Source organism: Chryseobacterium sp., from assembly GCF_022869225.1.
Classification (GTDB): domain Bacteria; phylum Bacteroidota; class Bacteroidia; order Flavobacteriales; family Weeksellaceae; genus Chryseobacterium.
Genome location: NZ_JALIHL010000001.1, coordinates 4,492,864 through 4,513,435, shown reverse-complemented (window position 1 = coordinate 4,513,435; position 20,572 = coordinate 4,492,864). Strand labels below are relative to the sequence as shown.

At 38.8% G+C, this 20,572-nt stretch carries 14 protein-coding genes and 1 tRNA gene; 1 reads left to right on the top strand and 14 read right to left on the bottom strand.

Annotation, left to right across the window (positions count from 1 at the left end):
- Position 1 precedes the first annotated feature (1 nt).
- The 3 genes from MUW56_RS21025 to MUW56_RS21015 all read right to left on the bottom strand — a co-directional run bounded on the left by MUW56_RS21025 (position 2) and on the right by MUW56_RS21015 (position 3,308).
- Positions 2 to 1,468 carry a hypothetical protein gene (locus MUW56_RS21025; RefSeq protein ID WP_292015036.1) on the bottom strand — a complete coding sequence of 489 codons (1,467 nt, stop codon included), beginning with the start codon at positions 1,466 to 1,468 and terminating at the stop codon, positions 2 to 4.
- A 533-nt stretch (positions 1,469 to 2,001) separates the two neighbouring features.
- Positions 2,002 to 2,075, bottom strand: a tRNA-Ala gene (locus MUW56_RS21020).
- 744 nt (positions 2,076 to 2,819) lie between these two features.
- Positions 2,820 to 3,308 carry a GNAT family N-acetyltransferase gene (locus tag MUW56_RS21015; RefSeq protein ID WP_292015035.1) on the bottom strand — a complete coding sequence of 163 codons (489 nt, stop codon included), beginning with the start codon at positions 3,306 to 3,308 and terminating at the stop codon, positions 2,820 to 2,822.
- A 166-nt stretch (positions 3,309 to 3,474) separates the two neighbouring features.
- On the opposite strand from MUW56_RS21015, the gene MUW56_RS21010 reads away from it, so the two are divergent.
- Complete coding sequence (locus tag MUW56_RS21010; RefSeq protein ID WP_292015034.1) at positions 3,475 to 4,455, top strand: BtrH N-terminal domain-containing protein; 981 nt, start codon at positions 3,475 to 3,477, stop codon at positions 4,453 to 4,455.
- A gap of 89 nt (positions 4,456 to 4,544) precedes the next feature.
- Here MUW56_RS21010 and MUW56_RS21005 read toward each other — a convergent pair whose 3' ends face one another.
- The 11 genes from MUW56_RS21005 to ccsA all read right to left on the bottom strand — a co-directional run bounded on the left by MUW56_RS21005 (position 4,545) and on the right by ccsA (position 20,444).
- Complete coding sequence (locus MUW56_RS21005) at positions 4,545 to 5,960, bottom strand: efflux transporter outer membrane subunit (RefSeq protein ID WP_292015033.1); 1,416 nt, start codon at positions 5,958 to 5,960, stop codon at positions 4,545 to 4,547.
- A gap of 96 nt (positions 5,961 to 6,056) precedes the next feature.
- A complete protein-coding gene (locus MUW56_RS21000) occupies positions 6,057 to 9,203 on the bottom strand; it encodes an efflux RND transporter permease subunit (RefSeq protein WP_292015032.1) in 3,147 nt (1,048 codons plus the stop codon).
- Positions 9,203 to 10,390 (bottom strand): efflux RND transporter periplasmic adaptor subunit, encoded by a 1,188-nt coding sequence (locus tag MUW56_RS20995; RefSeq protein WP_292015031.1) that lies wholly within the window; start codon positions 10,388 to 10,390, stop codon positions 9,203 to 9,205. Before MUW56_RS20995 ends, MUW56_RS21000 begins: the two co-directional genes overlap by 1 nt.
- A gap of 1 nt (position 10,391) precedes the next feature.
- Entirely contained in the window at positions 10,392 to 10,847 is a 456-nt protein-coding gene (locus MUW56_RS20990) for a transcriptional regulator (protein WP_292015030.1), read from the bottom strand.
- A 117-nt stretch (positions 10,848 to 10,964) separates the two neighbouring features.
- Entirely contained in the window at positions 10,965 to 11,477 is a 513-nt protein-coding gene (locus MUW56_RS20985) for a GNAT family N-acetyltransferase (RefSeq protein WP_292015029.1), read from the bottom strand.
- Between the two features lie 359 nt (positions 11,478 to 11,836).
- Positions 11,837 to 12,067: a DUF2007 domain-containing protein gene (locus tag MUW56_RS20980; RefSeq protein ID WP_292015028.1), complete on the bottom strand. Its 231-nt coding sequence runs from the start codon at positions 12,065 to 12,067 to the stop codon at positions 11,837 to 11,839.
- Between the two features lie 62 nt (positions 12,068 to 12,129).
- A complete protein-coding gene (gene lat, locus MUW56_RS20975) occupies positions 12,130 to 13,455 on the bottom strand; it encodes an L-lysine 6-transaminase (RefSeq protein WP_292015027.1) in 1,326 nt (441 codons plus the stop codon).
- A gap of 113 nt (positions 13,456 to 13,568) precedes the next feature.
- Entirely contained in the window at positions 13,569 to 15,119 is a 1,551-nt protein-coding gene (locus MUW56_RS20970) for an aldehyde dehydrogenase family protein (RefSeq protein ID WP_292015026.1), read from the bottom strand.
- 511 nt (positions 15,120 to 15,630) lie between these two features.
- Positions 15,631 to 15,819 carry an Arc family DNA binding domain-containing protein gene (locus tag MUW56_RS20965; protein WP_292015025.1) on the bottom strand — a complete coding sequence of 63 codons (189 nt, stop codon included), beginning with the start codon at positions 15,817 to 15,819 and terminating at the stop codon, positions 15,631 to 15,633.
- Between the two features lie 93 nt (positions 15,820 to 15,912).
- Entirely contained in the window at positions 15,913 to 16,779 is an 867-nt protein-coding gene (locus tag MUW56_RS20960; protein WP_292015024.1) for an SPFH domain-containing protein, read from the bottom strand.
- Between the two features lie 410 nt (positions 16,780 to 17,189).
- Positions 17,190 to 20,444 (bottom strand): cytochrome c biogenesis protein CcsA, encoded by a 3,255-nt coding sequence (gene ccsA, locus MUW56_RS20955; protein ID WP_292015023.1) that lies wholly within the window; start codon positions 20,442 to 20,444, stop codon positions 17,190 to 17,192.
- Positions 20,445 to 20,572: the final 128 nt, after the last annotated feature.

Genomic DNA, 20,572 nt, shown 5'->3' with positions numbered 1-20,572 from the left:
GTTATAAATGTTTTGGGTCTATTGGGAAATACTGGGCTTTCTCGTTAGACTGCTGAGATTCTTTTTTCTTTTGTTCCTGAGCTCTTCTCAAAGCATCCTGTTGTTTTTGCTTTTGCTTTTCAGCATTAACCTGTTTCATTCTTTCAGCAAGAGCTTCACTTTTCTGCCTGTTGGCTTCACCTTTCATATTACCCAACCATTCTTCATAAGCACCCTCAGGCATCGGGACATAACCCAGATTGTCAATATTATTGAACTGAGCTTTAGTTTCCTGTAATAAAGCCAATGCTCTCAGATAAAATCTGATGTTTTGTAGTTCCTCAGGATTTTCAAGGTTTTTAATGCCTAATTGCCCTGCTACATATTCCAGTTTAGCTTGTTGAAAAGTTGATTTTAAGAGGTTGGCATATATATTTTTTGGTGAGTATTCCAGTGCTTTGTCTAAAGTCTTTCCTACAAACTCATCCATTCCGTATTTGTGGGCATAACCATTGGCTAAATCTGCATAGAATTGGGCTAATAACTCTTTTTTATTTTGCTCTTTCATATAAATATCATTCTGCAAAGCTTCCGATTTTATATAGCCTGATTCCATAATAATAGAGCTTGTGGTAAATATTCCATTGGTAAGCTCTGCATTTTGCCATTCCCCCTCTTCATCTTTAAACTTGACATAAGTATGATTTGGAGCAAAGGCTAAATGAGCATCTGCATTCATTTCTTCTGCCAGCATTAAATAATACAAAGGCATTGAGTGGCATTGCCCAAAGCCTGTTTTAAGGAGTTTGGACACAAACATTTTGCTCCAATCCTTTGCACCCGTATAATCCTCAAAATCATATTTGATAGCTTTGTGCTGAACACCTCCCAGCTTCATACCTTTTGAGAGGTATTCAAATATCATCAGGTTTTTATCTGTATTACTTTCAGTATCCTGCTTTCTCTCCTTCATTCTCTGCAAGAGTTGCTTTGAAGTTTTCTGAATACCAGATTTAAACTGATTGAAGTTTTGTTTACCTTCAAAGTAAGCATTCTCCACAATGAAATTGGCTTCACTTATGGAGTAATTGTCAGTATTGAGTGAGACTAATTGATTGTAAGCATCATAATAGGATTGTGTTCCTGCTTTTCCTGAAAATGAAGGGAGATTATAATAAGAATCTTCTAAGGCTTGTTGTCTGTAAGAGTCTTCCTGTTTAATTCTGAGTTCCTGTCCCTGAGCTACTTTCCTAAAGTCTTCTTCCATCATTTTTGCATTCTGCTGTTGAATATGTGAACTCCTTTGATTGTATAAACCACCATGAGGAACTGAGAGAACATTAGACTTTGTTGGACTCCCATAATTTGGACTTGAAAAGTTACCCAAACTGCTAGGGGTAGGGGCTTGGGAAGTAGGAAAGTTAGGAATTTGCCCCAATCCATATATACTGATACACAACAACGGCAAAATCTGTAATTTTTTCATCATAATATATTCCTTTTGTGCAAGTGAGGGTTTGCAAGTTTACAAAATTTCAATGACTTGTGAAAATTAAAACATTTACAAACATTCATACAATTATAACTTAGGCAAACGTAGATAGGGGTAACAACAAAACGTGTCACATTATAATTTGATTTAAAGTTATTATGAAAATTATATGTTTAGAACTTTGGTTTTAGCTAGAATGTGAAACCCTATTTTAACACTGGAACCACTTTATATATGAAATTCAAGCTACTATATGAACAATAAGCCCCTCCCGTTGTTTAGGTTTTGGTAATGCCCCCTCTTTTGAAATCGAACTTATCTCTATTTATATGAAAAAGATAAAATACTTTTAGTTTGGGGATTTTTAAAGAGATACAGCAGTCAGTTTTGACCCTAAAAATTTACTAAATGTGGTACTAAGGTAAGAAATCACTATCTTTTATATAAGAAATGTAGGGAAAATGTGGGACAAAAAAGTCTAGTAAAAACAAAAACCCACTGGTTATCAGTAGGTTTGCATTTAGCCTTTGTGGAGAATACGGGATTCGAACCCGTGACCTTTTGACTGCCAGTCAAACGCGCTAGCCAACTGCGCCAATCCCCCGTCTGCTCTTATTTTAAAGCGGTACAAAAGTAAGTATTTAATTGATATATGCAAACATTTAGGGAATATTTTTTTTAAACTTCGTTATAGCAATCTGATTTTCGGAACGGGATTACAAAAATCCCCGGATCTCTCCGGGGAACAATTTAAATAAACGGGGAATGAAAAACTCTGATTAAAATTACAAGGTTTTATTCCGCTTCCTTATGAATATAATCATAAAAAAATCCCCCGGAAGTCCCGGGAATAAAAGTGTCAAAACCTATAATAGTTTATAGTTAAGTGATGTGGTGATAGATGGGTAACAACAATGGATATGCCAAATACATCACTAATTAAGGAAATCTTACTTTTTGTGGTATCTGTTATTATTTCCAACAAAAAAGCCTCCCTGATAAAGGAGAGGCAAGACTTTAAAAACTTTACTTAAAAACTAATACCCTAAAATTAAATTTAATTTGCTGATCTTTTTATGATTTCAATCACAATAGGTATTTAGATTTTGATCAGTAAATTTCCGCTCAAATACAAAAATTTAATTTAGTTTTCCGAATAGTATACTACATTTATTTTTCTATGGAGGTGGGGATAAACAATCTTTTCCGTTCATCCTGTTTATCTTTCTGCTATTATATTAGTTCCTGCCTTTAAGGTTCTTTAAGCAAGTTTATCGTGAAAGGATGGGTATACCCTATTTCATTGGTTATTTCAACAACGCCGATTCGTTGATCACATTATTCATACTCAGTTGAGGTTTAGGCGGTAAAATATATCGTCTGCACTCATTAATGGAAAGGAGGCCGGAAGTTTCTCTTTTTCAATTTTTGTAAAATGATTGCGTTCATAGAACCGCTGTGCAGCCTTCAGGACCGTGACCGTCCCCAGGTATAAATCATCGATTCCGTTTTCACGGCAGAAAGTAACTAAGACATCCAGTAAGATCTGGGCAATATTGAATTCTTTCCCTCGGAATTCTTTTTTGACAAACATCTTCCTGATGGCTCCTGCCCTTTCATAAAACTTCACCAGAGCGATGGATCCCACCAGTTCACCCTCTATAAAAGCACCCCAGAAGTTGCCGCCGGTTTTCTTATAAAAGCCTTCAATTTGCAGCAAATCCGGTTGATCGCTGATTGTAATCGGAATATTAAATTCTTTCTGCTGGATATTCAGAATCAAATCAATGGCCTGTTCTGAATGAGAATTGTCTATGGATTGAATATGCAACTTCATACAATTTTTTAAAGTATAAAACTACGCAGTTCAATACATTTATACCAATAAATTTTATTTTTGAAGAATGTTACCATAGAATATTTAAAACCGAATTTCTATGATATTTTATGTAATTTCCCCTGATTAGAAATTAATAACGCATTCAAAAAACATCCCACCAAAAATGAAAATAGAAAACCTGAAACCTTTTGCCGGACAACATTGTGAGACTACAGCAACAGGAACATTATTGCTGCAAATCGGAATTGAACTTTCCGAACCTATGCTTTTCGGGCTGGGTGAAGGCCTTAGCTTTATCTATTGGAATATGAAAACAATGGACTTCCCTTTCATTGGGGGACGAATAAAAACAGACCTGCTGACTAAAAACTTGGCTAAAAATTTAAACCTTGAATTAACGGTTAAAGAAACATCTTCACAGCAAAAGGCATGGGATAATGTAAAAGCACTTCTTGACAACGGACAGATAGTCGGTGTGAAATTGGACTGCTATCATTTGGAATATTTTTCAAACCCTTTTCATTTTGCAGGTCATTACGCCGCAATTTATGGCTATGATAGCGAAAATGCATTCATAGTGGATACCAAACAACAAGGCGGTCTGGTACAAACCTCTTTAAAAAGCTTGGCAATGGCACGCGCCGAAAAAGGACCTATGGCTTCTAAAAACTTGTATTATACCATCCGGAAAACAGACCAAAAAATCGATCTGAAAAAAGCAATATCAACAGCGATCAAAAATAACACGACAGAGTATCTGAATCCACCCATTACGAATATATCCTACAAAGGGATTTTAAAAACAAGCACTGAGATGATCAAATGGTTTACTACCAGTAAAGACATTGAAGGTGAATTTAATCAAGCGGCAATGCTGATGGAAAAAGCAGGAACAGGTGGGGCTTTATTCAGAAATTTGTATCGTGATTTTTTGAAAGAAAGTTATGAACTGCTCCAATTTGATCAGCTTAAAACAGGATATGAAGCATTCACAGAAATTGCAGAATTATGGACATCTGTAGCTCAATTGCTTGAAAAAGTAAGTCAAACAAAAGAACTTAAATATATTCAACAAGCCTCAGATCTTTTAAAGACAATATCCAACAAAGAAAAAAAGACCATGGAGCTATTGACAACCCTATAACTGGATTTTATAAGGTTATTTAAGCTGTCCAATAAAAAAACGTATGCCATTACTGACATACGTTTGTATAGTTTATCCTGTAAGAAGTTTTATTTCCAGCCTCCGCCTAAAGCTTGGTAAAGCTCCACAGCAGCTTTCATTTTACTGTACCGTGCATTGGAAATATTAAGTTCCGCATTCAATGAATTAACACTTGCATTTAATACTTCCAGGTAATTGGCCATACCATAGTTAACCAATTCCTGGGAATAGTCAACCGATTTTTTGTAAGCATCCAGTTCTTTTTCTTTCAGTTCAATAAAAGAATCCTGTACCGAGAATACTCTGATCGCGTCAGAAACTTCTTTTCCTGCGGTAAGAACGGTTTTTCTAAAGTTTAAATATGCTGTTTCCTGATTGGCAAGACTCACATCATAGTTGGTCTTGATCTGTCTTTTATTTAAGATCGGCTGTGCCAATCCGGCTACAACATTTGCAAATAGTGAATTCACGCTGAACAGATGGTCGATGTCTACAGACTGTACCCCGCCGCTTCCCGTGATCTTCAAGGTAGGGTAAAACTGAGCTTTGGCAGCATTCGTGAGCTCGAAAGCATTCATCAGGCTGTACTCTGCCCTCATCACATCCGGGCGGTTAGCCAGTAGCTGAGCAGGATATCCTAATTTCAGATCGATCGGGAGCTGCTGACCTTCCAATGTAGATCTTTCGATAGCATGTGACGGTTCACCCATTAAAAGGCTCATCGTGTTTTCAAGCAGCTGTATCTGTGTATCGATATCAATCAGTAAAGATTTTGCATTGAAAACAAGAGCTTCACTTTGCTGTACCGCTACTTCTGTAACAGTTCCGGAGGTCTTTAAAGCCTTGGTTGTTTCTAAATTTTTCTCACGTACCGCAATTGTTTCCGTGATGATCTTTTTCTGAGCATCAAAAGTCAGCAACTGATAATAGGCGGAAGCAATAGAAGAAACCAGACTGCTTTTTACAGCCTTATGAGCTGCAACGGTTCCTAAATAGGTCGCTAACTGTGCCTTTTCCTGTGCTTTCAGTTTGCCCCAGATATCAGCTTCCCAGCCTATACTTGCTGTAATATCAAATTGATTCACATAACGCCTTGATCCGATGATCTGTCCAAACTGCGTATTGATAGACTGCGTTTGAAAAGTATAGTTAGGACCAACCGAAAGCGTTGGCTGGTAAGCAGCTTTACTTTGTTTCAGATAAGCCTCTGCAGAATTAATGCTCTCCAAAGCAATTCTGATATCAAGGTTGTTTTCCAGCGCCTTGGAAATATACCCCTGAAGGATCGGATCTGTGAAGATTTCTTTCCAGGAGATATTTGCAATACTCGTACTGTCTGAAGGAAGCATATCTGTACGGAAAAGCTTTTCGTCAACCACGTTCTTCGGTCTTTCATATTCCTTTCTGGCCATACAGGATGTAATGGCTCCCAATATGAAAACTGAAAAAGTTATTCCTTTTATAATGTTTAATAAACTCTTCATTATTTAAAATTAGAAGTTAGAAATTAGAAACTAGAGGTTAGAAGCTGAGCATTAGACTACTATCTAAGCTCTAACTTCCAGCTTCTCTAATTAATTTTATTCTGCTAAATTGATGTCTTCTTTCTTAAGAGGTTTGATCTTTTCCTGTAATGTTTCAAAAATCACATACAGTACCGGGATAACAAAAAGTCCTAAAATGGTTCCTATCAATAATCCAATCGCCGCACCGGTTGCAATCGATCTGTTTCCTACAGCCCCGATTCCACTTGCAAGCACTAACGGCAGTAGACCGAAAATAAAGGCAAATGATGTCATCAGGATCGGTCTTAACCTTGCTTTTGCAGCATTAATCGCTGACATGACAATCGTTTCCCCATGATGTCTTCTCTGAATGGCAAATTCGACGATAAGGATGGCATTCTTTGCCAGTAGCCCCACGAGCATGATCAGCGCAATCTGGAAATAAATATTATTTTCCAAGCCCATGATCTTCTGTCCGAAATAGGCACCCATCACCCCTAAAGGAAGAGAAATAACAACAATCAGCGGAAGGATATAACTTTCATACTGTGCAGAAAGAATAAAGTACACGAAAATCAAACTCAAGCCAAAGATAACCAGCGTCTGAGATCCTGAAGCCAATTCTTCTCTTGACAATCCTGTAAATTCAACCGCATAGTTTTGGTTTAAGGTTTCACCGGCCACCTGCTGTACTGCAGCAATCGCGTCTCCGGAACTGTACCCTCCCGAGTTAGCCCCTGTGATCTTCACTGAAGTAAATAAGTTGTAACGGCTCACCGACTGTGGTCCGTAGGCCTTGGAAAGCGTTACAAACTGTGAGATCGGGGACATTACTCCTGAACCGGTTCTTACATACAGTTCGTTCAGGTTATCAATGCTTTTTCTGTTATCAGGAAGTGCCTGAACCATTACCCTGAACTGCTTACCGTATTTTGTAAAGTCAGCAGTATAAATACCACCGATATATCCCTGCATTGTAGCAAGAATATCACTTACAGAAACCCCAAGCTGTTTGGCCAATGGAACATTGATTTCCATCTGGTACTGAGGATATTTGGTATTAAATGAAGTCTGGGCAAATTCAATTTCCGGTCTCTGCATCAGTTTGCCGATGAATTCATTGGTTTTGGCATCAAGTTCAGCATATTCACCTCCGGATTTATCCAATAATACCATCTCAAAACCGGCACTGCTACCAAAACCAGGTACACTTGGCGGCTGGAAGAATACAACTTTTGCATCCGGAACTGATCCTGAGATACCGAATAATTTTTTCGTAATATCTTCGGAAGTCTGGCCGTCTTTTTTCCTTTCGTCAAATGGTTTCAATTTAATAAAGGCAAGACCGTTGTTACTACCGTTTCCGGATAAGAAACCTCTACCCGTAGAGATCGTCACATTCTGTACTCCCGGAACCTTCAGTGCATTAGCCTGAAGAGTTTTCAGCACATTATAGGTTCTTTCCATGGAAGCCCCCGGAGGAAGCTGTACATCGGTAAAGATAATCCCCCTGTCTTCAGTAGGTACGAAACCTTTTTTCATCGTACCGCTTGCCCAATATAGAATACCGGCAGTCACTGCAAAAATAACCAGGGTTACCCATTTATGTCTCAGCAGGAATACAAATCCTCTTCCGTAACGTTCAGTCGCTGTTTTAAAAGCAATATTAAACTTATAGAAAAACTTCTGCATAAAGTTCATGCTCTGGTACTTTTCATGGTGCTCTGCATGAGGTTTTAAGAATAAAGAACATAAAACCGGACTTAACGTCAATGCATTAATAGCAGAAATTACGATCGCAACAATCAGGGTAATACCGAACTGCTGGTAGAATACTCCTGTTGGCCCTTTGATAAAGGTTACCGGAATAAATACCGATGCCATGACCAGCGTAATAGAGATAATCGCTCCTGTAATTTCATCCATTGCTTCTACCGTAGCCTTTTTCGCATCAGAAATACCGTGCTCCATTTTCGCATGAACGGCCTCTACGACGACGATGGCGTCATCCACCACAATACCGATTGCCAGTACCAAAGCGAATAATGTTAAAAGGTTTAATGAATATCCGAATAAGTTCAGGAAGAAGAAAGCTCCCACAATTGATACCGGAACTGCAATAGCCGGGATCAGGGTAGATCTGAAATCCTGAAGGAAAATATATACTACGATAAATACCAGGATAAACGCTTCGATCAGGGTATGTACAACCTTGTCGATAGAAGCATCAAGGAATTCATTGGTATCAAAGTTAAAAGTATACTTAATGCCTTTAGGGAAAGTACTTTCTGCCGATTTCAGATATGTTTTGATATTTTTAATAATTTCCTGTGCGTTGGAACCCGGTGTCTGGAAGATCCCCATACTGATGGAAGGATTGTTCCCGTTTTCACCGATTCCGGTATAGGACTGACCGGCTAATTCAACTTTGGCAACATCTTTCAGCATTAGGTTTTGCCCATCGTTAAGTGCCTTGATGATGATATTGTCATACTGGCTCTTATCGTTGAATTTTCCTACATATTTGATGATATATTCAAATGAGCTCCCGCTGTTTTGTCCGATAGAACCTGCTGCAGCTTCTCTACTCTGCTCATTGATGGCATTGGTAACATCGGTAGGTGTTACTCCATATGCAGCCATTTTTGCAGGATCCAGCCAAATTCTCATCGAATAGTTTTTACCTCCGAAAACGTTGGCATCCCCTACACCATTAACCCTTTTTAAGTTAGGGATAATATTGATATTCAAAAAGTTTTGAAGATATACGTCATCCAGGTCTTTATTTTCAGAATAGAAAGACATATACATCAGGGCACTGGTCTGCTGCTTCTGCGTTACTACCCCTGAACGTGTTACTTCGGAAGGCAATAAAGGAGTAGCTCTCGCCACACGGTTCTGTACGTTTACGGCTGCAATATCAGGATCAATCCCTTGTTTAAAGAAAACCTGGATGTTGGCAGAACCGTCATTTCCTGCGGAAGAGGTGATATAATCCATTCCTTCCACCCCATTGATCTGCTCCTCCAGCGGAACGACCACACTTTTCATTACAGTTTCCGCATTGGCTCCCGTATAGTTGGCGGTAACACTCACTGTGGGAGGAGCAATATCCGGGTACTGTGTCACCGGTAACGAGACGAGTCCTAAAATACCGAGAATCACAATCAGGATTGAAATTACGGTAGATAAAACCGGTCTGTTAATAAAGTTTTTTATCATTAGAATTTCGGTTTTATTGATTGAACAAGACTATCCATTTTGACCGGTCTCGGCTTTACAACCGTTCCTGATTTCAGACCTCCGATACCAGCCGCTACAACAGTTTCCCCTTTATTAATCCCTGACTTTATAAGAGCCATATTGTCTATTCTGTCGATAACGTTGATCACTACGTTTTTGGCAGTATCTCCTTTTTCCACTTTATATACATAGACGATACCCTGCTGTTCGTAAGTAGCACTTTCAGGAACTACCAATACGTTATCATAACGTTGTGGGAATCTAATGGTTCCGCTGTTTCCATTGCTTAAAAGTTTTTGGGCATTGGAGAATCCTACTCTGAACTGTATCGTCCCTGTTGCAGGGTCAATTTGACCGGTAATCGCTTCGATTTTTCCTTTTTCAGGATAAAGGCTTCCATTCGCCAGCTGCAGTTCCACCATCGGAAGATTTTTGATCTTCTCCGGCATAGAACTTCCCGGGACTTTTTCAAGGAAATCAAAATATTCCTTTTCATTCATCGCAAAGTAGGCAAAGATCTGAGAAGTGTCAGAAATTGTTGTCAGAGGGGTCTGATCAGACGGCCCTACCAAACTTCCCACTTTCAATGGAAGCTTTCCAACCACTCCTGAAATAGGAGCACGAATAATGGAGTATTCAATATTGGCCTCCACGCCTTTGTAATTGGCAACGGCCTGTCTCTTGGCTGCATTAGCCTGCTGTAACTGGGCCTGGGCCTGGGCCAGATTGGCCTGTGCGGTCTGCAGCTGTACGTTGCTGATAATGTTTTTCTGAACCAGAGGCTTTAGTTTGTTGACCTCAAGCTGTGCGGCATTTACAGAAGCCTGCGCGGCTGCAATAGTAGACTCGGCAGCACCGATACCGGCCTTGGAAGCAGCTGCATTTTCATTCAGAATATTGGTCTCCAGACGGAACAAAGGCTGCCCTTTTGTAACATATTGCCCTTCATCTACCAATAACTGGGTAATGTATCCCTGTATTTTTGCACGGACATCATTGTTTACTCTACCCTGAATGGTAGCCGGAAACGTCTGGTAACCCACTATATTTTTGGACTCCACAGAAACCACAGGAAAAGGCTTTGCGCCATCCTGCTTCGGAGCTTCTTTTTTACAGGCTGTCAGTGAAAACGCTGCAATAGAAAGTATAATTAGCTTATTATTCATTTTATAGTTTATTAAGAGATTCCTGAATATTTTCTATGTTTTTGTTTAAGAGTATTTTGTAATGTTCTATTCTTTCGTTGTATCCATCGTCGTTACTTTTTTTAAAATTGTCTAAATCATCTAGTAGTTTCAATTCGTCCTGCATTTTTTGAACTATTTTCTCGAATCTTATTTTCTTGTATTCATCGTTGAGGAAAAAATACCGTTTTCGCTCGTCCATTTTATTGTGGTCTACAATAAGCTGTGCATTCAGCAGCAGTGAAATACTTGTAGAAACAGAGCTTTTGCTTGCAGAAAGCACTTCAACAAATTCGTCAAAAGTAATCCCTACTTTCTCATAATCGAAAAGAAGGTAGGAGTAAATTTTTGAAGCTAATGGGGGTAAGTTGAAAACGGTGCCGTAGAATTTTACGGCATCCTGAAAAATTTTTTCATCAATTTCTATACTTTGGTGCATAATATAAAAATTTTGAACAAAAGTAAAAATTAGTTCGGAACCAAACGAACAAACATGATAGAGATTATAAATACAAGGTGTTTTAAAAATTCAATGAAACTAGATTTAACTTTTTACTCAAATGATAATCTTCTCAAAAGCTTTTCTCATTCCGTCTCTTAAAAGGACCTCTCCACAATAAGAATAGCCTTTGCTTTCCAGGATTTTCAACATTGCAATATTGTCATGGTTGGTATCCACCTTTACGCTCTGAATTCCGTGAGATCTTGTAAAATCTTCGATATGGTCAAATAATTTCTTCACCATTCCCCGGCCTGCAAATTTTTCATCTACAGCCACCCTGTGGACCACGACAAATTCACCATCACTCAGCCAGGCTCCTTCAATAGTGCTGTACGCTGGCTCATCATTCAGAATTAATGCTGCATATACAGCTATTTCCCCATCAACAGTAAGAACATATCCGAAACCTTTGGCAATATCACTTTCTACGGTTCCAAGATTGGGATATCCGTTTTGCCACTGTGTGCTGCCATCCTGTTTCCTTCGCGCAATAGACTGCTGGATGATTCCCCAAATAATGTCCCTGTCTTCAATTTCCGATTTTCTTAGTTTAATTTCTGGATTCATTGTTCTTTGATTTAAATTGCAAAATTGAATAAAGAATTGAAAAATTAAGACGGCAGTATTTCATCAGGAGCTTTATCCCGCTATCCACTCATACTCCTCACTCCCGCGCCCAGAGCTGCATCTTGTTGCGGGGTAACCGTTTCTATCGGGGCTAGGATATTGGCCGTTCCGCAGGAATCTCAGCTGATCTTTTGCATGCAGATCCTTACAAAATGATAAACAGCGTGCCTCATTTTTCAAAAGTCTATCCCTACATTTTTTTAATCTTTTTAATAATTAGTCGTTCATTAAAAAAACCGAAAACTAATTAAAATTAATTTTCGGTTCGAAGTAGTAAAATTTAAAATTATGAAATTGTTTTATTGATTTTCGCTTTGTTGAAGGTAAGCATCAATAATTTCAAATGCCTTCTTCTCATCTTCAAGATCTACCATAACTTTTAACGACGTAGCCGTGGGTGTAGTGGTAAATGTGAGATAATTATTTTCAACTGTGTTTGTAATTTGTGCATCATCCAATTTAGACTTAACCAACTGAATTTCTGAAGGGTTATCACTTTCAAAAACCGATACTCGCGTACTTCTTTCCATATTCTATATTGTTTGAGTATCTAAATATACAATGATTTTTTGAAAATTACAAATCCTGGGTTTTAAATTTTAGCAATATTATTTTCAATTTTGTCCAAAGCCAGTTGAATTTCTTCTTTAGTAACATTCAGATGCGGTCTGAAACGTAAAGACTGATCTCCACACGGAAGAATGATCAATCCGTCATTGAACAGCTCATTCATCATATGGTTTCTCTGGGCACCGGACGGAAGATCAATAGCACACATCAATCCTCTTCCCCTTGCATTTGAAATTTTCTCAGGATACTTTTCAGCAAGTGCTTTCAGGCTTTCCAGCAGGAAATCACCCACTACTCTTGCATTCTCCACAAGATTTTCTTTTTCAATAACTTCCATCACCAGCTGAAAACGGAGCATATCAATAAAATTACCTCCGAATGTAGAGTTGATCCTTGAGCTTTCCCTGAAAACATTATTGGGAACTTCGTCAAATTTTTCCTTATTGGCCAGCACTCCGCAGACCTGTGCTTTTTTACCAAATGATATGATATCGGGCTTTGCAGTGAAATGCTGGAATGCCCACATTTTCCCTGTAATTCCGATACCGGTCTGAACTTCGTCAAAAATAAGCAAGATCTCATTTTGATCACAAAGTGCTCTTAATCCCACCAAGAATTCATCTCTGAAATGATTGTCGCCGCCTTCTGCCTGGATAGGTTCAATGATGATACAGGCCACTTTATCAGGATTCATCAGAATCGCTTCTTCTATTTGCAGTAAAGCCAGTTTCTCATTCTTCATCGTTTCTTCAAGATTTTCTTCCGTGATCGGGAATGTCAGTTTCGGATTTAAGATTCTTGGCCAGTTGAACATCGGGAAATACTGGTATTTTCTTGGGTCGGAAGTATTGGTTAAGCTTAAAGTATAGCCGCTTCTTCCGTGGAAAGCCTGTCTGAAATGAATACAGATTCCGGCTTCGGTCTGAAGTCCTTTTTCAAAATTTTTGCGGGTCTTCCAGTCAAAACATGCTTTCATTGCATTTTCAACTCCTAAGGTACCGCCTTCGATAAAGAAAGCATATTGTAATTCTTCAGGAATGACTACTCTTTCGAAGACTTCCAGAAAATGGGCATATTCTTCTGAGTAAACATCTGCCAAAGTGGGTTTATTGACTGCCATCCTACCCAGCCACTCCGATCTTTCCAGAAGATAAGGGTGGTTGTATCCGATGGAAGCAGAGGCAAACATAGAGAACATATCCAGGTACTCTCTGTCTGTAAGCTTGTCATAAAGCCATGACCCGTGAGATTTTTCAATATCCATCACAAAGTCAAAACCGTCTGCCAAAACGTGTTTTCCTACTGTTTCTTTTACTTTATTTGCTTTTATATCTAATGTTTGTTCCATAATAAATTGTTGTGTGATTTAATAAGTGAATGATGGAATGATCCGGAAATGAAACATTCCATCATTCAGGTTATTAATTTTTATTGTTTTTTTTTGCGCTTTAAGTAAAGCTTTTATAAATCGAATTTAATCCCTTGTGCCAAAGGAAGTTGTGCGGTGTAATTGATAGTATTGGTTTGTCTTCTCATATAGTATTTCCAAGCATCAGATCCGGATTCTCTTCCGCCTCCGGTTTCTTTTTCACCACCGAAAGCCCCTCCGATCTCAGCACCTGAGGTCCCGATATTCACGTTAGCAATACCACAGTCTGAACCTGCATGTGAAAGGAATAATTCCGCTTCTCTCAGATTTTGGGTCATGATTGCAGAAGAAAGTCCCTGCGGAACATCATTCTGAATCGCAATGGCCTCTTCCAATGTTTTGTATTTGATTAAATATAAAATCGGTGCAAAAGTTTCATGCTGAACGATTTCGTAAGAATTTTTCACTTCTGCAACACATGGTTTTACGTAGCAGCCTGATTCATATTCTTTTCCGGTTAAAACACCACCTTCAACGATGAACTTACCGCCTTCTTTTTTACATTTTTTGATCGCTTCTTCATATTGATTTACAGCATCAGTATCAATCAGCGGGCCTACATGGTTCCTTTCATCCAATGGGTTTCCGATCTTTAACTGGCCGTAGGCTTTTGTTAACCTTGTTTTCACTTCATCATATACGCTTTCATGGATGATCAGCCTTCTTGTAGAAGTACATCGTTGGCCTGCTGTTCCTACCGCTCCGAAAACCGCACCGATAATCGACATATCGATATCAGCTTCTTTCGTAATGATAATAGCGTTATTTCCTCCTAATTCAAGGATAGATTTTCCGAATCTTTCCGCTACTTTAGAAGAAACCATTCTTCCCACTCTCGTAGAACCGGTGAAAGATACCAGTGCTACCCTCTTATCATCTACCAGCTTCTGTCCGATCTCATGGTCTGATACCAATACACTTGAAACACCTTCCGGAAGGTTATTTTCCTTTAAAACCTCAGTCATGATATTCTGACATGCAATCGCACAAAGAGGTGTTTTTTCAGATGGCTTCCAGATCGTAACGTTACCACAGATCCATGCAAGAGCCGTATTCCAGGACCATACCGCCACCGGGAAGTTGAATGCGGTAATTATTCCCACGACTCCAAGCGGATGATACTGTTCGTACATTCTGTGCCCTGGTCTTTCAGAGTGCATGGTGTACCCCTGAAGCTGTCTGGAAAGTCCTACTGCGAAGTCACAGATATCGATCATTTCCTGTACTTCTCCCAGACCTTCCTGCAATGATTTACCCATTTCATAAGAAACAAGTTTTCCAAGATCATCTTTATATTCTCTTAGTTTTAGGCCGAGCTGTCTTACAATTTCTCCTCTTTTGGGAGCCGGAATCAGCCTGAATTCCTGAAATGCCTTCTGAGCCGTTTCAATTACTTTGTCATAATCACTTTCTCCGGAAGTCTTTACTTTAGCGATTAGCTTACCGTCTACAGGAGAGATGCTTTCTATCGTCTTTCCTGAAGCGAAATATTTTCCGCCCACTGAAGTCCCTTTATTCTCTTCTTTAATACCAAGGTTTTTGAGTGTTTTTTCGATTCCGAAATCCTTTACTTTTTTTGACATAAAATCTTACTTTTCGTTCTCTCTAAAGATAAAAATATTATATGAACCTCAAAACTTTAATTTTTTACTATGTTTTTTATTTGGACTAATTATAAACATGCTTATCTTTGCAGGGTAATCTTTTTGATATTCACCAATGGAAAATTCACAAGAAAATAACTCAAAGCTTAAAAAGTGGTTCAAGCGTGTGGGATGGGCAGGTTTAGCTTTTTTCACAATTAAAGGCTTGGTTTGGCTCGTAATATTCTACTTTGGAGCAGATACGCTTCAGAGCTGTATGAAATAAAAAAAGCTGAGAAAATTTCTCAGCTTTCTTTTTTTACGGTAAGGATCATAGAACGCCTGGTACACGTAAAATGATAAATTTAACTGAACAAGCATACCTGAAAAGCCTTATTTGCCTGTTTAAGACCTCTTGTCTGTTATTCAGAGCGAAGAAGGAGAATCAAATATTGAGGGTAAATCTTTCGAAGATCAGCCCTCTCCGGTTTTACCTTCGCTGGTCAATAAACTATTCCTTCTTCTTTCTCCCTGAATTGACCAGATTCTGATGCAGCAGGTATTCGATCTGGCCATTTACACTCCTGAATTCATCATTGGCCCATTTTTCGAGGAGTTTATAAGTAGACTCATCTATCCTTATGACAAAGGATTTTTTGCCTTTGTTTTCTGAAGAGGTCTGAGCTTTTTCTGATTTCATTTTTCCTGTTTTTAATGCGAAATGCACAAAGATTTATTTTTCCGCCTTATCCTTTCAATAATTTTGACAAGGCAGAAATTGTAGTTATTATCATTAATTATACAGTGTTCCTGCATTCAATATGGGAGTTGCCGCTTTTTCACCACACAGAACCACCATTAAATTGCTAACCATGGCCGCTTTTCTTTCGTCATCAAGTTCAACGATATTGCCTTCAGAAAGTTTTTTCAGTGCAAGATCCACCATCCCTACGGCTCCTTCAACAATTTTGGTTCTTGCCGCCACAATGGCTGTAGCCTGCTGTCTTTGAAGCATTGCTCCTGCTATTTCTGAGGCATAAGCCAAATGTGAAATTCTAGCTTCCTGAATCACAATTCCAGCTTTTGAAAGACGATCCGTAAGTTCCTGCTCCAAAATAGAATTGATCTTATCTCCGCCTTCCCTCAAAGTAATGGGTGCATGATCATCTTCTAAGTTGTCATAAGGAAAGCTCATCGCTAAATGACGTACCGCTGCCTCACTTTGCATTTTTACAAAGTCTGAGTACCGTTCAACATCAAAAGCCGCCTTATAGGTGTCTCCTACTTTCCAAACAATTACTACAGCAATCTCAATAGGGTTTCCCATTTTGTCATTTACTTTCAAGGTCTGTCCCTGTAAGTTTTCTGAACGCAATGATATTTTCTGTGACGAATACAGCGGATTAATAAAAAACAATCCATTATCTTTTACAGTGCCTACATACTTACCGAAAAAGTTTAAAACTCTTGAGTGGTTAGGCTGTATGATCATCAGCCCTTTTAAGAAAAAGCAGGAAAGCAGAAAACAGAGCATAGCAACAATAACATACGTAATACTCTGATCTACCCCGGAAATAAAAAGGTAGGCTGAAACTACAAATAAAGCCAAACAAATGACTAATGTAAGATAACCCGAAATGGGTTTTAATGTTTTTTCCATGACTGAATTTTTAATTTGATATTATTTTGATATCATAAAGATATGAGTAAATTTTGAATTTCGGAGTATAAATGATGATTTTTTTGATGAGGCTTAGAATACGGGGTGGATTCAATAAACGCGGGGTTCGCGAGGTTAATTATCACTATACGCTTTATTTTCTGTTCGCAAAGCTATTCCGTTCAGCTAAGAATGTTTCTTTTTCTTGCTGAGTGAAACGCCATTTCAAACGGTCCTCCATCGTAATAAAAGGATCATTGCGAACCCCAACATTCAGAAAAAAACCAGCTGCTGCTAAAAATTATAAGATCAAACTTTATTTAATGCTATGATCCTTCAAAACCCGGAACAGCATGAACAAAAAAATCCCGGAAGATGAATTCCGGGATTTTAATATATATATTCAAAGCCTATTTCTTTGTAAGAGCTTTAAACTTGAAGTAAGAAACAGCTGACAAAAGGATCATGGTTGAGATTCCGATGTATACCCAAGCTGGTACCGGTACCGGATCACCTGCAGCGTAAGAGTGAAGCCCGCTCAGATAGTAATTTACCCCAAAATAAGTCATTACCATTGAACAGAAAGCAAACATCGTTGCGATATGGAATGCCCATCTGCTTCTCAATCCGGGAACCAATCTCATGTGCAGTACAAAGGCATACACCATGATAGAAATGAAAGCCCATGTTTCTTTCGGGTCCCAGCTCCAGTATCTTCCCCAGGATTCATTCGCCCAGATCCCTCCTAAGAAGTTTCCTACCGTTAAAGCGAAAAGTCCTATTGTCAGTGACATTTCAGAAACAATAACCAATTCTTTTAAGGTAGTATCATGGTGAACTTTATAGGTGTCCTTGTTTGAAATAATATAGAACACCAGTGAAAGCACTGCAATAATCATTGACAAAGCGAAGAAACCATAGCTTGAGGTAATGATCGCTACGTGAACGATCAGCCAGTAAGATTTCAATACAGGAACAAGCGGTGTAATCTGCGGATCAAGCGCAGACCCTCCGTGTGCAAATCCCATCATGATAACAGCCACCATAAATCCTGCTGCCGGAATCAATGCATTAGAGTTTCTGTAAAGCAATAGCCCGGCCGTAATCCCCACCCATGAGATAAAGATAATCGCTTCGTATCCGTTACTCCAAGGTGCGTGACCTGAAATATACCATCTTGCCACAAGACCTAAGAAATGGAACAGATATCCTGCCACTCCAAGAATGATGACCGCTTTAATAATTTTGTTTAAAACTTTCTTAGGTTTGAATAATTCTACGAAGCCTAAAATTAAAAGAAGCCCACCGATGATGGTATAGAAGATCAGTAATTTAAAGTTGATATTTACTTTGTTCATGAATACTTCAAGGTCTACCTTCGATTTTGCAGGAACTACAGCTTTACCCCATTTCTGCTGGTAATCTGAAAGTTTTGTCAATTCTGCATCCGCTTTGCTCCAGTTTCCTGTTTTCTGTGCGGTAAGAGCTTCTGCAAAATAAGGCCCCATTACCTGCTGGGATTCCATGTCCGGTTCAAATTTCTGATCCAGCCATGAATGCCAAGTATGATTCGCATCATTCTTTACAGGAACAATTCTCATAAACTGTCCGCTGAAAAACTCATTGAAGATCTGTACTCTTTCATTGACAGCAATTACCTCTTTATCATAATTGGTCTGTTCTGCCGGTTTTTTACGGAAAGCCGTATTATAGTCATGTTCCAGAATATAAGTCAGATTACCGCTTGCATCCGCAGGGAAAAGGTTCATTAATGAAGTATATCCATCTTCATCTGCCTTTGTTTTATTTTTCAGTTCATCTCCACCCTTTGGTCCTACTTTGATGATAGGAACCATTGTCCAGCTCGGAGTGTCCGTATTGATAGAAAGGAACCATTGATTGGCCGTAAGAGACTTCCCGTCTGTTCCTTTAAATTCGTCTTTTTTGTATAATTTTCTTAAAATATCCAATGCCTCTGTGTTGATAGGGACAATTCTTCCCTCAAAATTCTGAACCAGAAGATATCCGAATTTATCAGCGTGTTCTTTGCTGATTTTGTTTCTTGCAATAATTTCATCAGGAGAGATTGTTCTCATTTTACCCATTGGGGTAGCTAATGAATTTTGCTTTGGAGCAGCACCGTCCAGCGGCTGGGCATGCATATGGTCTTCACCTTCTACGTGTACATGTTCCCTGCTTCCGTCAGTGGTTCCGTGCGTTTCGATTTTCTGTGCATTTAAACCTAAGCTTAAAAATAACACTAATACTGCAGCAGCTTTCTTTTTATTAACATCTGCCAGCATTTTATTTAATTTCCAGAAGTGGGTTCCTTTCCAGAAGAAGATCACAAACATTCCTAAGAATAAGAGTCCATAACCGATATAAGAAATCAAAGTTCCCCAATAATCGTGGTTTACAGAAAGTACGGTACCCATTCTGTCCGGATCAAAGCTTGACTGGAAGAAACGGTATCCTCCATGGTTAAGAACGTGATTCATATAAATTTTATAAGGAGTTTCTTTTCCTTCATCAATGATTTTCACATGGCTTTCGTAGGCACTTGGAGACGAACTTCCCGGATAAGTTTCCATTACGAAATCATCCAGTTTCAACGCAAAAGGGGTATTGTAAACTTTAGGCCCGAATCCAACCATAATGTTTAATCCATCCATAGTAACCTGCTTGTAAGCATTTGGATTTCCTCTTTCCACGGAAAGATCAACCAATCTTTTTGTTTTGGGCCCCTGAAGCTCAATTTGAAGCATGTCAGGAACATTGGCATCTTTCTTTCTATCCCCTTCAATCGCCATCAGCCTTCCTTTTTTAAGGCCTTCAGGAACTACAAGCTTCAATTCGTTGATGGTGTATAAGCTTCTCAATGCCAAAGGCTGGAATTCATCTTTCTTTGTATTTCCTGTAGCCTGTGTTGCCATGGTCATAAAACTTGCATCAACAGGGGTTTTGATGAATAATTTTCCGCCTTCATTTTTAAACTCAACAGCTCCGTCGATCGCTCTGTTGAACGTTACCAAAGTTCCGTTGATAGATTTTGTTTCACCCGGTTTGATGTAAATATTCTGTCTTCCGGTATTCCCTGTAGAAACCAGGTGAAGATATTCTGTACCGTTCGGCTCAGCCACCAAGCTGTCTTTTTTTCTTTGAATATATTCCTTGGCAAAAACTTTCACTTCTTTTCCGTGGAAGTCATAGGTTGCTTTGAAATCTTTGTGTAATGGAGACATCAGATAAGGAACATCCTGGTAGTTAAGAACATCTCCTTTTTCTTCGATCTGGATTTTAAAGAAATTTTTATCCGTTACGATTTCATTGGAGGTTTCTCCTTCCCTGATGTGCATGGTGCCTTCAAAACTGATGTATCTGGTAATAGCACCGCCTGCAAAAATGAATACAAAGGCAAGGTGAAAAACCAGAACCGGCCATTTCTCTTTTTTCCAAAGTCTATATCTTCCGATATTTCCTATGAAGTTAAGAATAAGCAGGACCATGATCAGTTCGAACCACTTGGCCTCATAAATTAATGCTTTTGCTGTGGGAGTTCCGTAGTCGTTTTCTAAGAACGTTGCATAGGCCATAGCGAATGCGTACACCAGCAACAATACAGCCATTGTCCTGGTTGAGATAAGAATATCTTGGAGCTTCTTCATGATTTATTGTACTTGACATGCAAAAATAAGCATGATAAACTACAAAGAGCTTAAAAAAAGCTGTTTTTTGTCATTTTGAAGCCTGTTTTGCTTATTTTGAAAGATTCTTAATAAGACTGGAAACATTA

What these genes read in the sequence shown, in the direction of transcription:
- MUW56_RS20965 (WP_292015025.1), bottom strand. Translation starts at nt 15,819, where the DNA reads ATGAAATCAGAAAAAGCTCAGACCTCTTCAGAAAACAAAGGCAAAAAA.
- MUW56_RS21010 (WP_292015034.1), top strand. Translation starts at nt 3,475, where the DNA reads ATGAAAATAGAAAACCTGAAACCTTTTGCCGGACAACATTGTGAGACT.
- MUW56_RS21015 (WP_292015035.1), bottom strand. Translation starts at nt 3,308, where the DNA reads ATGAAGTTGCATATTCAATCCATAGACAATTCTCATTCAGAACAGGCC.
- MUW56_RS20985 (WP_292015029.1), bottom strand. Translation starts at nt 11,477, where the DNA reads ATGAATCCAGAAATTAAACTAAGAAAATCGGAAATTGAAGACAGGGAC.
- MUW56_RS21005 (WP_292015033.1), bottom strand. Translation starts at nt 5,960, where the DNA reads ATGAAGAGTTTATTAAACATTATAAAAGGAATAACTTTTTCAGTTTTC.
- ccsA (WP_292015023.1), bottom strand. Translation starts at nt 20,444, where the DNA reads ATGAAGAAGCTCCAAGATATTCTTATCTCAACCAGGACAATGGCTGTA.
- MUW56_RS20970 (WP_292015026.1), bottom strand. Translation starts at nt 15,119, where the DNA reads ATGTCAAAAAAAGTAAAGGATTTCGGAATCGAAAAAACACTCAAAAAC.
- MUW56_RS20995 (WP_292015031.1), bottom strand. Translation starts at nt 10,390, where the DNA reads ATGAATAATAAGCTAATTATACTTTCTATTGCAGCGTTTTCACTGACA.
- MUW56_RS20990 (WP_292015030.1), bottom strand. Translation starts at nt 10,847, where the DNA reads ATGCACCAAAGTATAGAAATTGATGAAAAAATTTTTCAGGATGCCGTA.
- MUW56_RS20960 (WP_292015024.1), bottom strand. Translation starts at nt 16,779, where the DNA reads ATGGAAAAAACATTAAAACCCATTTCGGGTTATCTTACATTAGTCATT.
- MUW56_RS21000 (WP_292015032.1), bottom strand. Translation starts at nt 9,203, where the DNA reads ATGATAAAAAACTTTATTAACAGACCGGTTTTATCTACCGTAATTTCA.
- lat (WP_292015027.1), bottom strand. Translation starts at nt 13,455, where the DNA reads ATGGAACAAACATTAGATATAAAAGCAAATAAAGTAAAAGAAACAGTA.
- MUW56_RS20980 (WP_292015028.1), bottom strand. Translation starts at nt 12,067, where the DNA reads ATGGAAAGAAGTACGCGAGTATCGGTTTTTGAAAGTGATAACCCTTCA.
- MUW56_RS21025 (WP_292015036.1), bottom strand. Translation starts at nt 1,468, where the DNA reads ATGATGAAAAAATTACAGATTTTGCCGTTGTTGTGTATCAGTATATAT.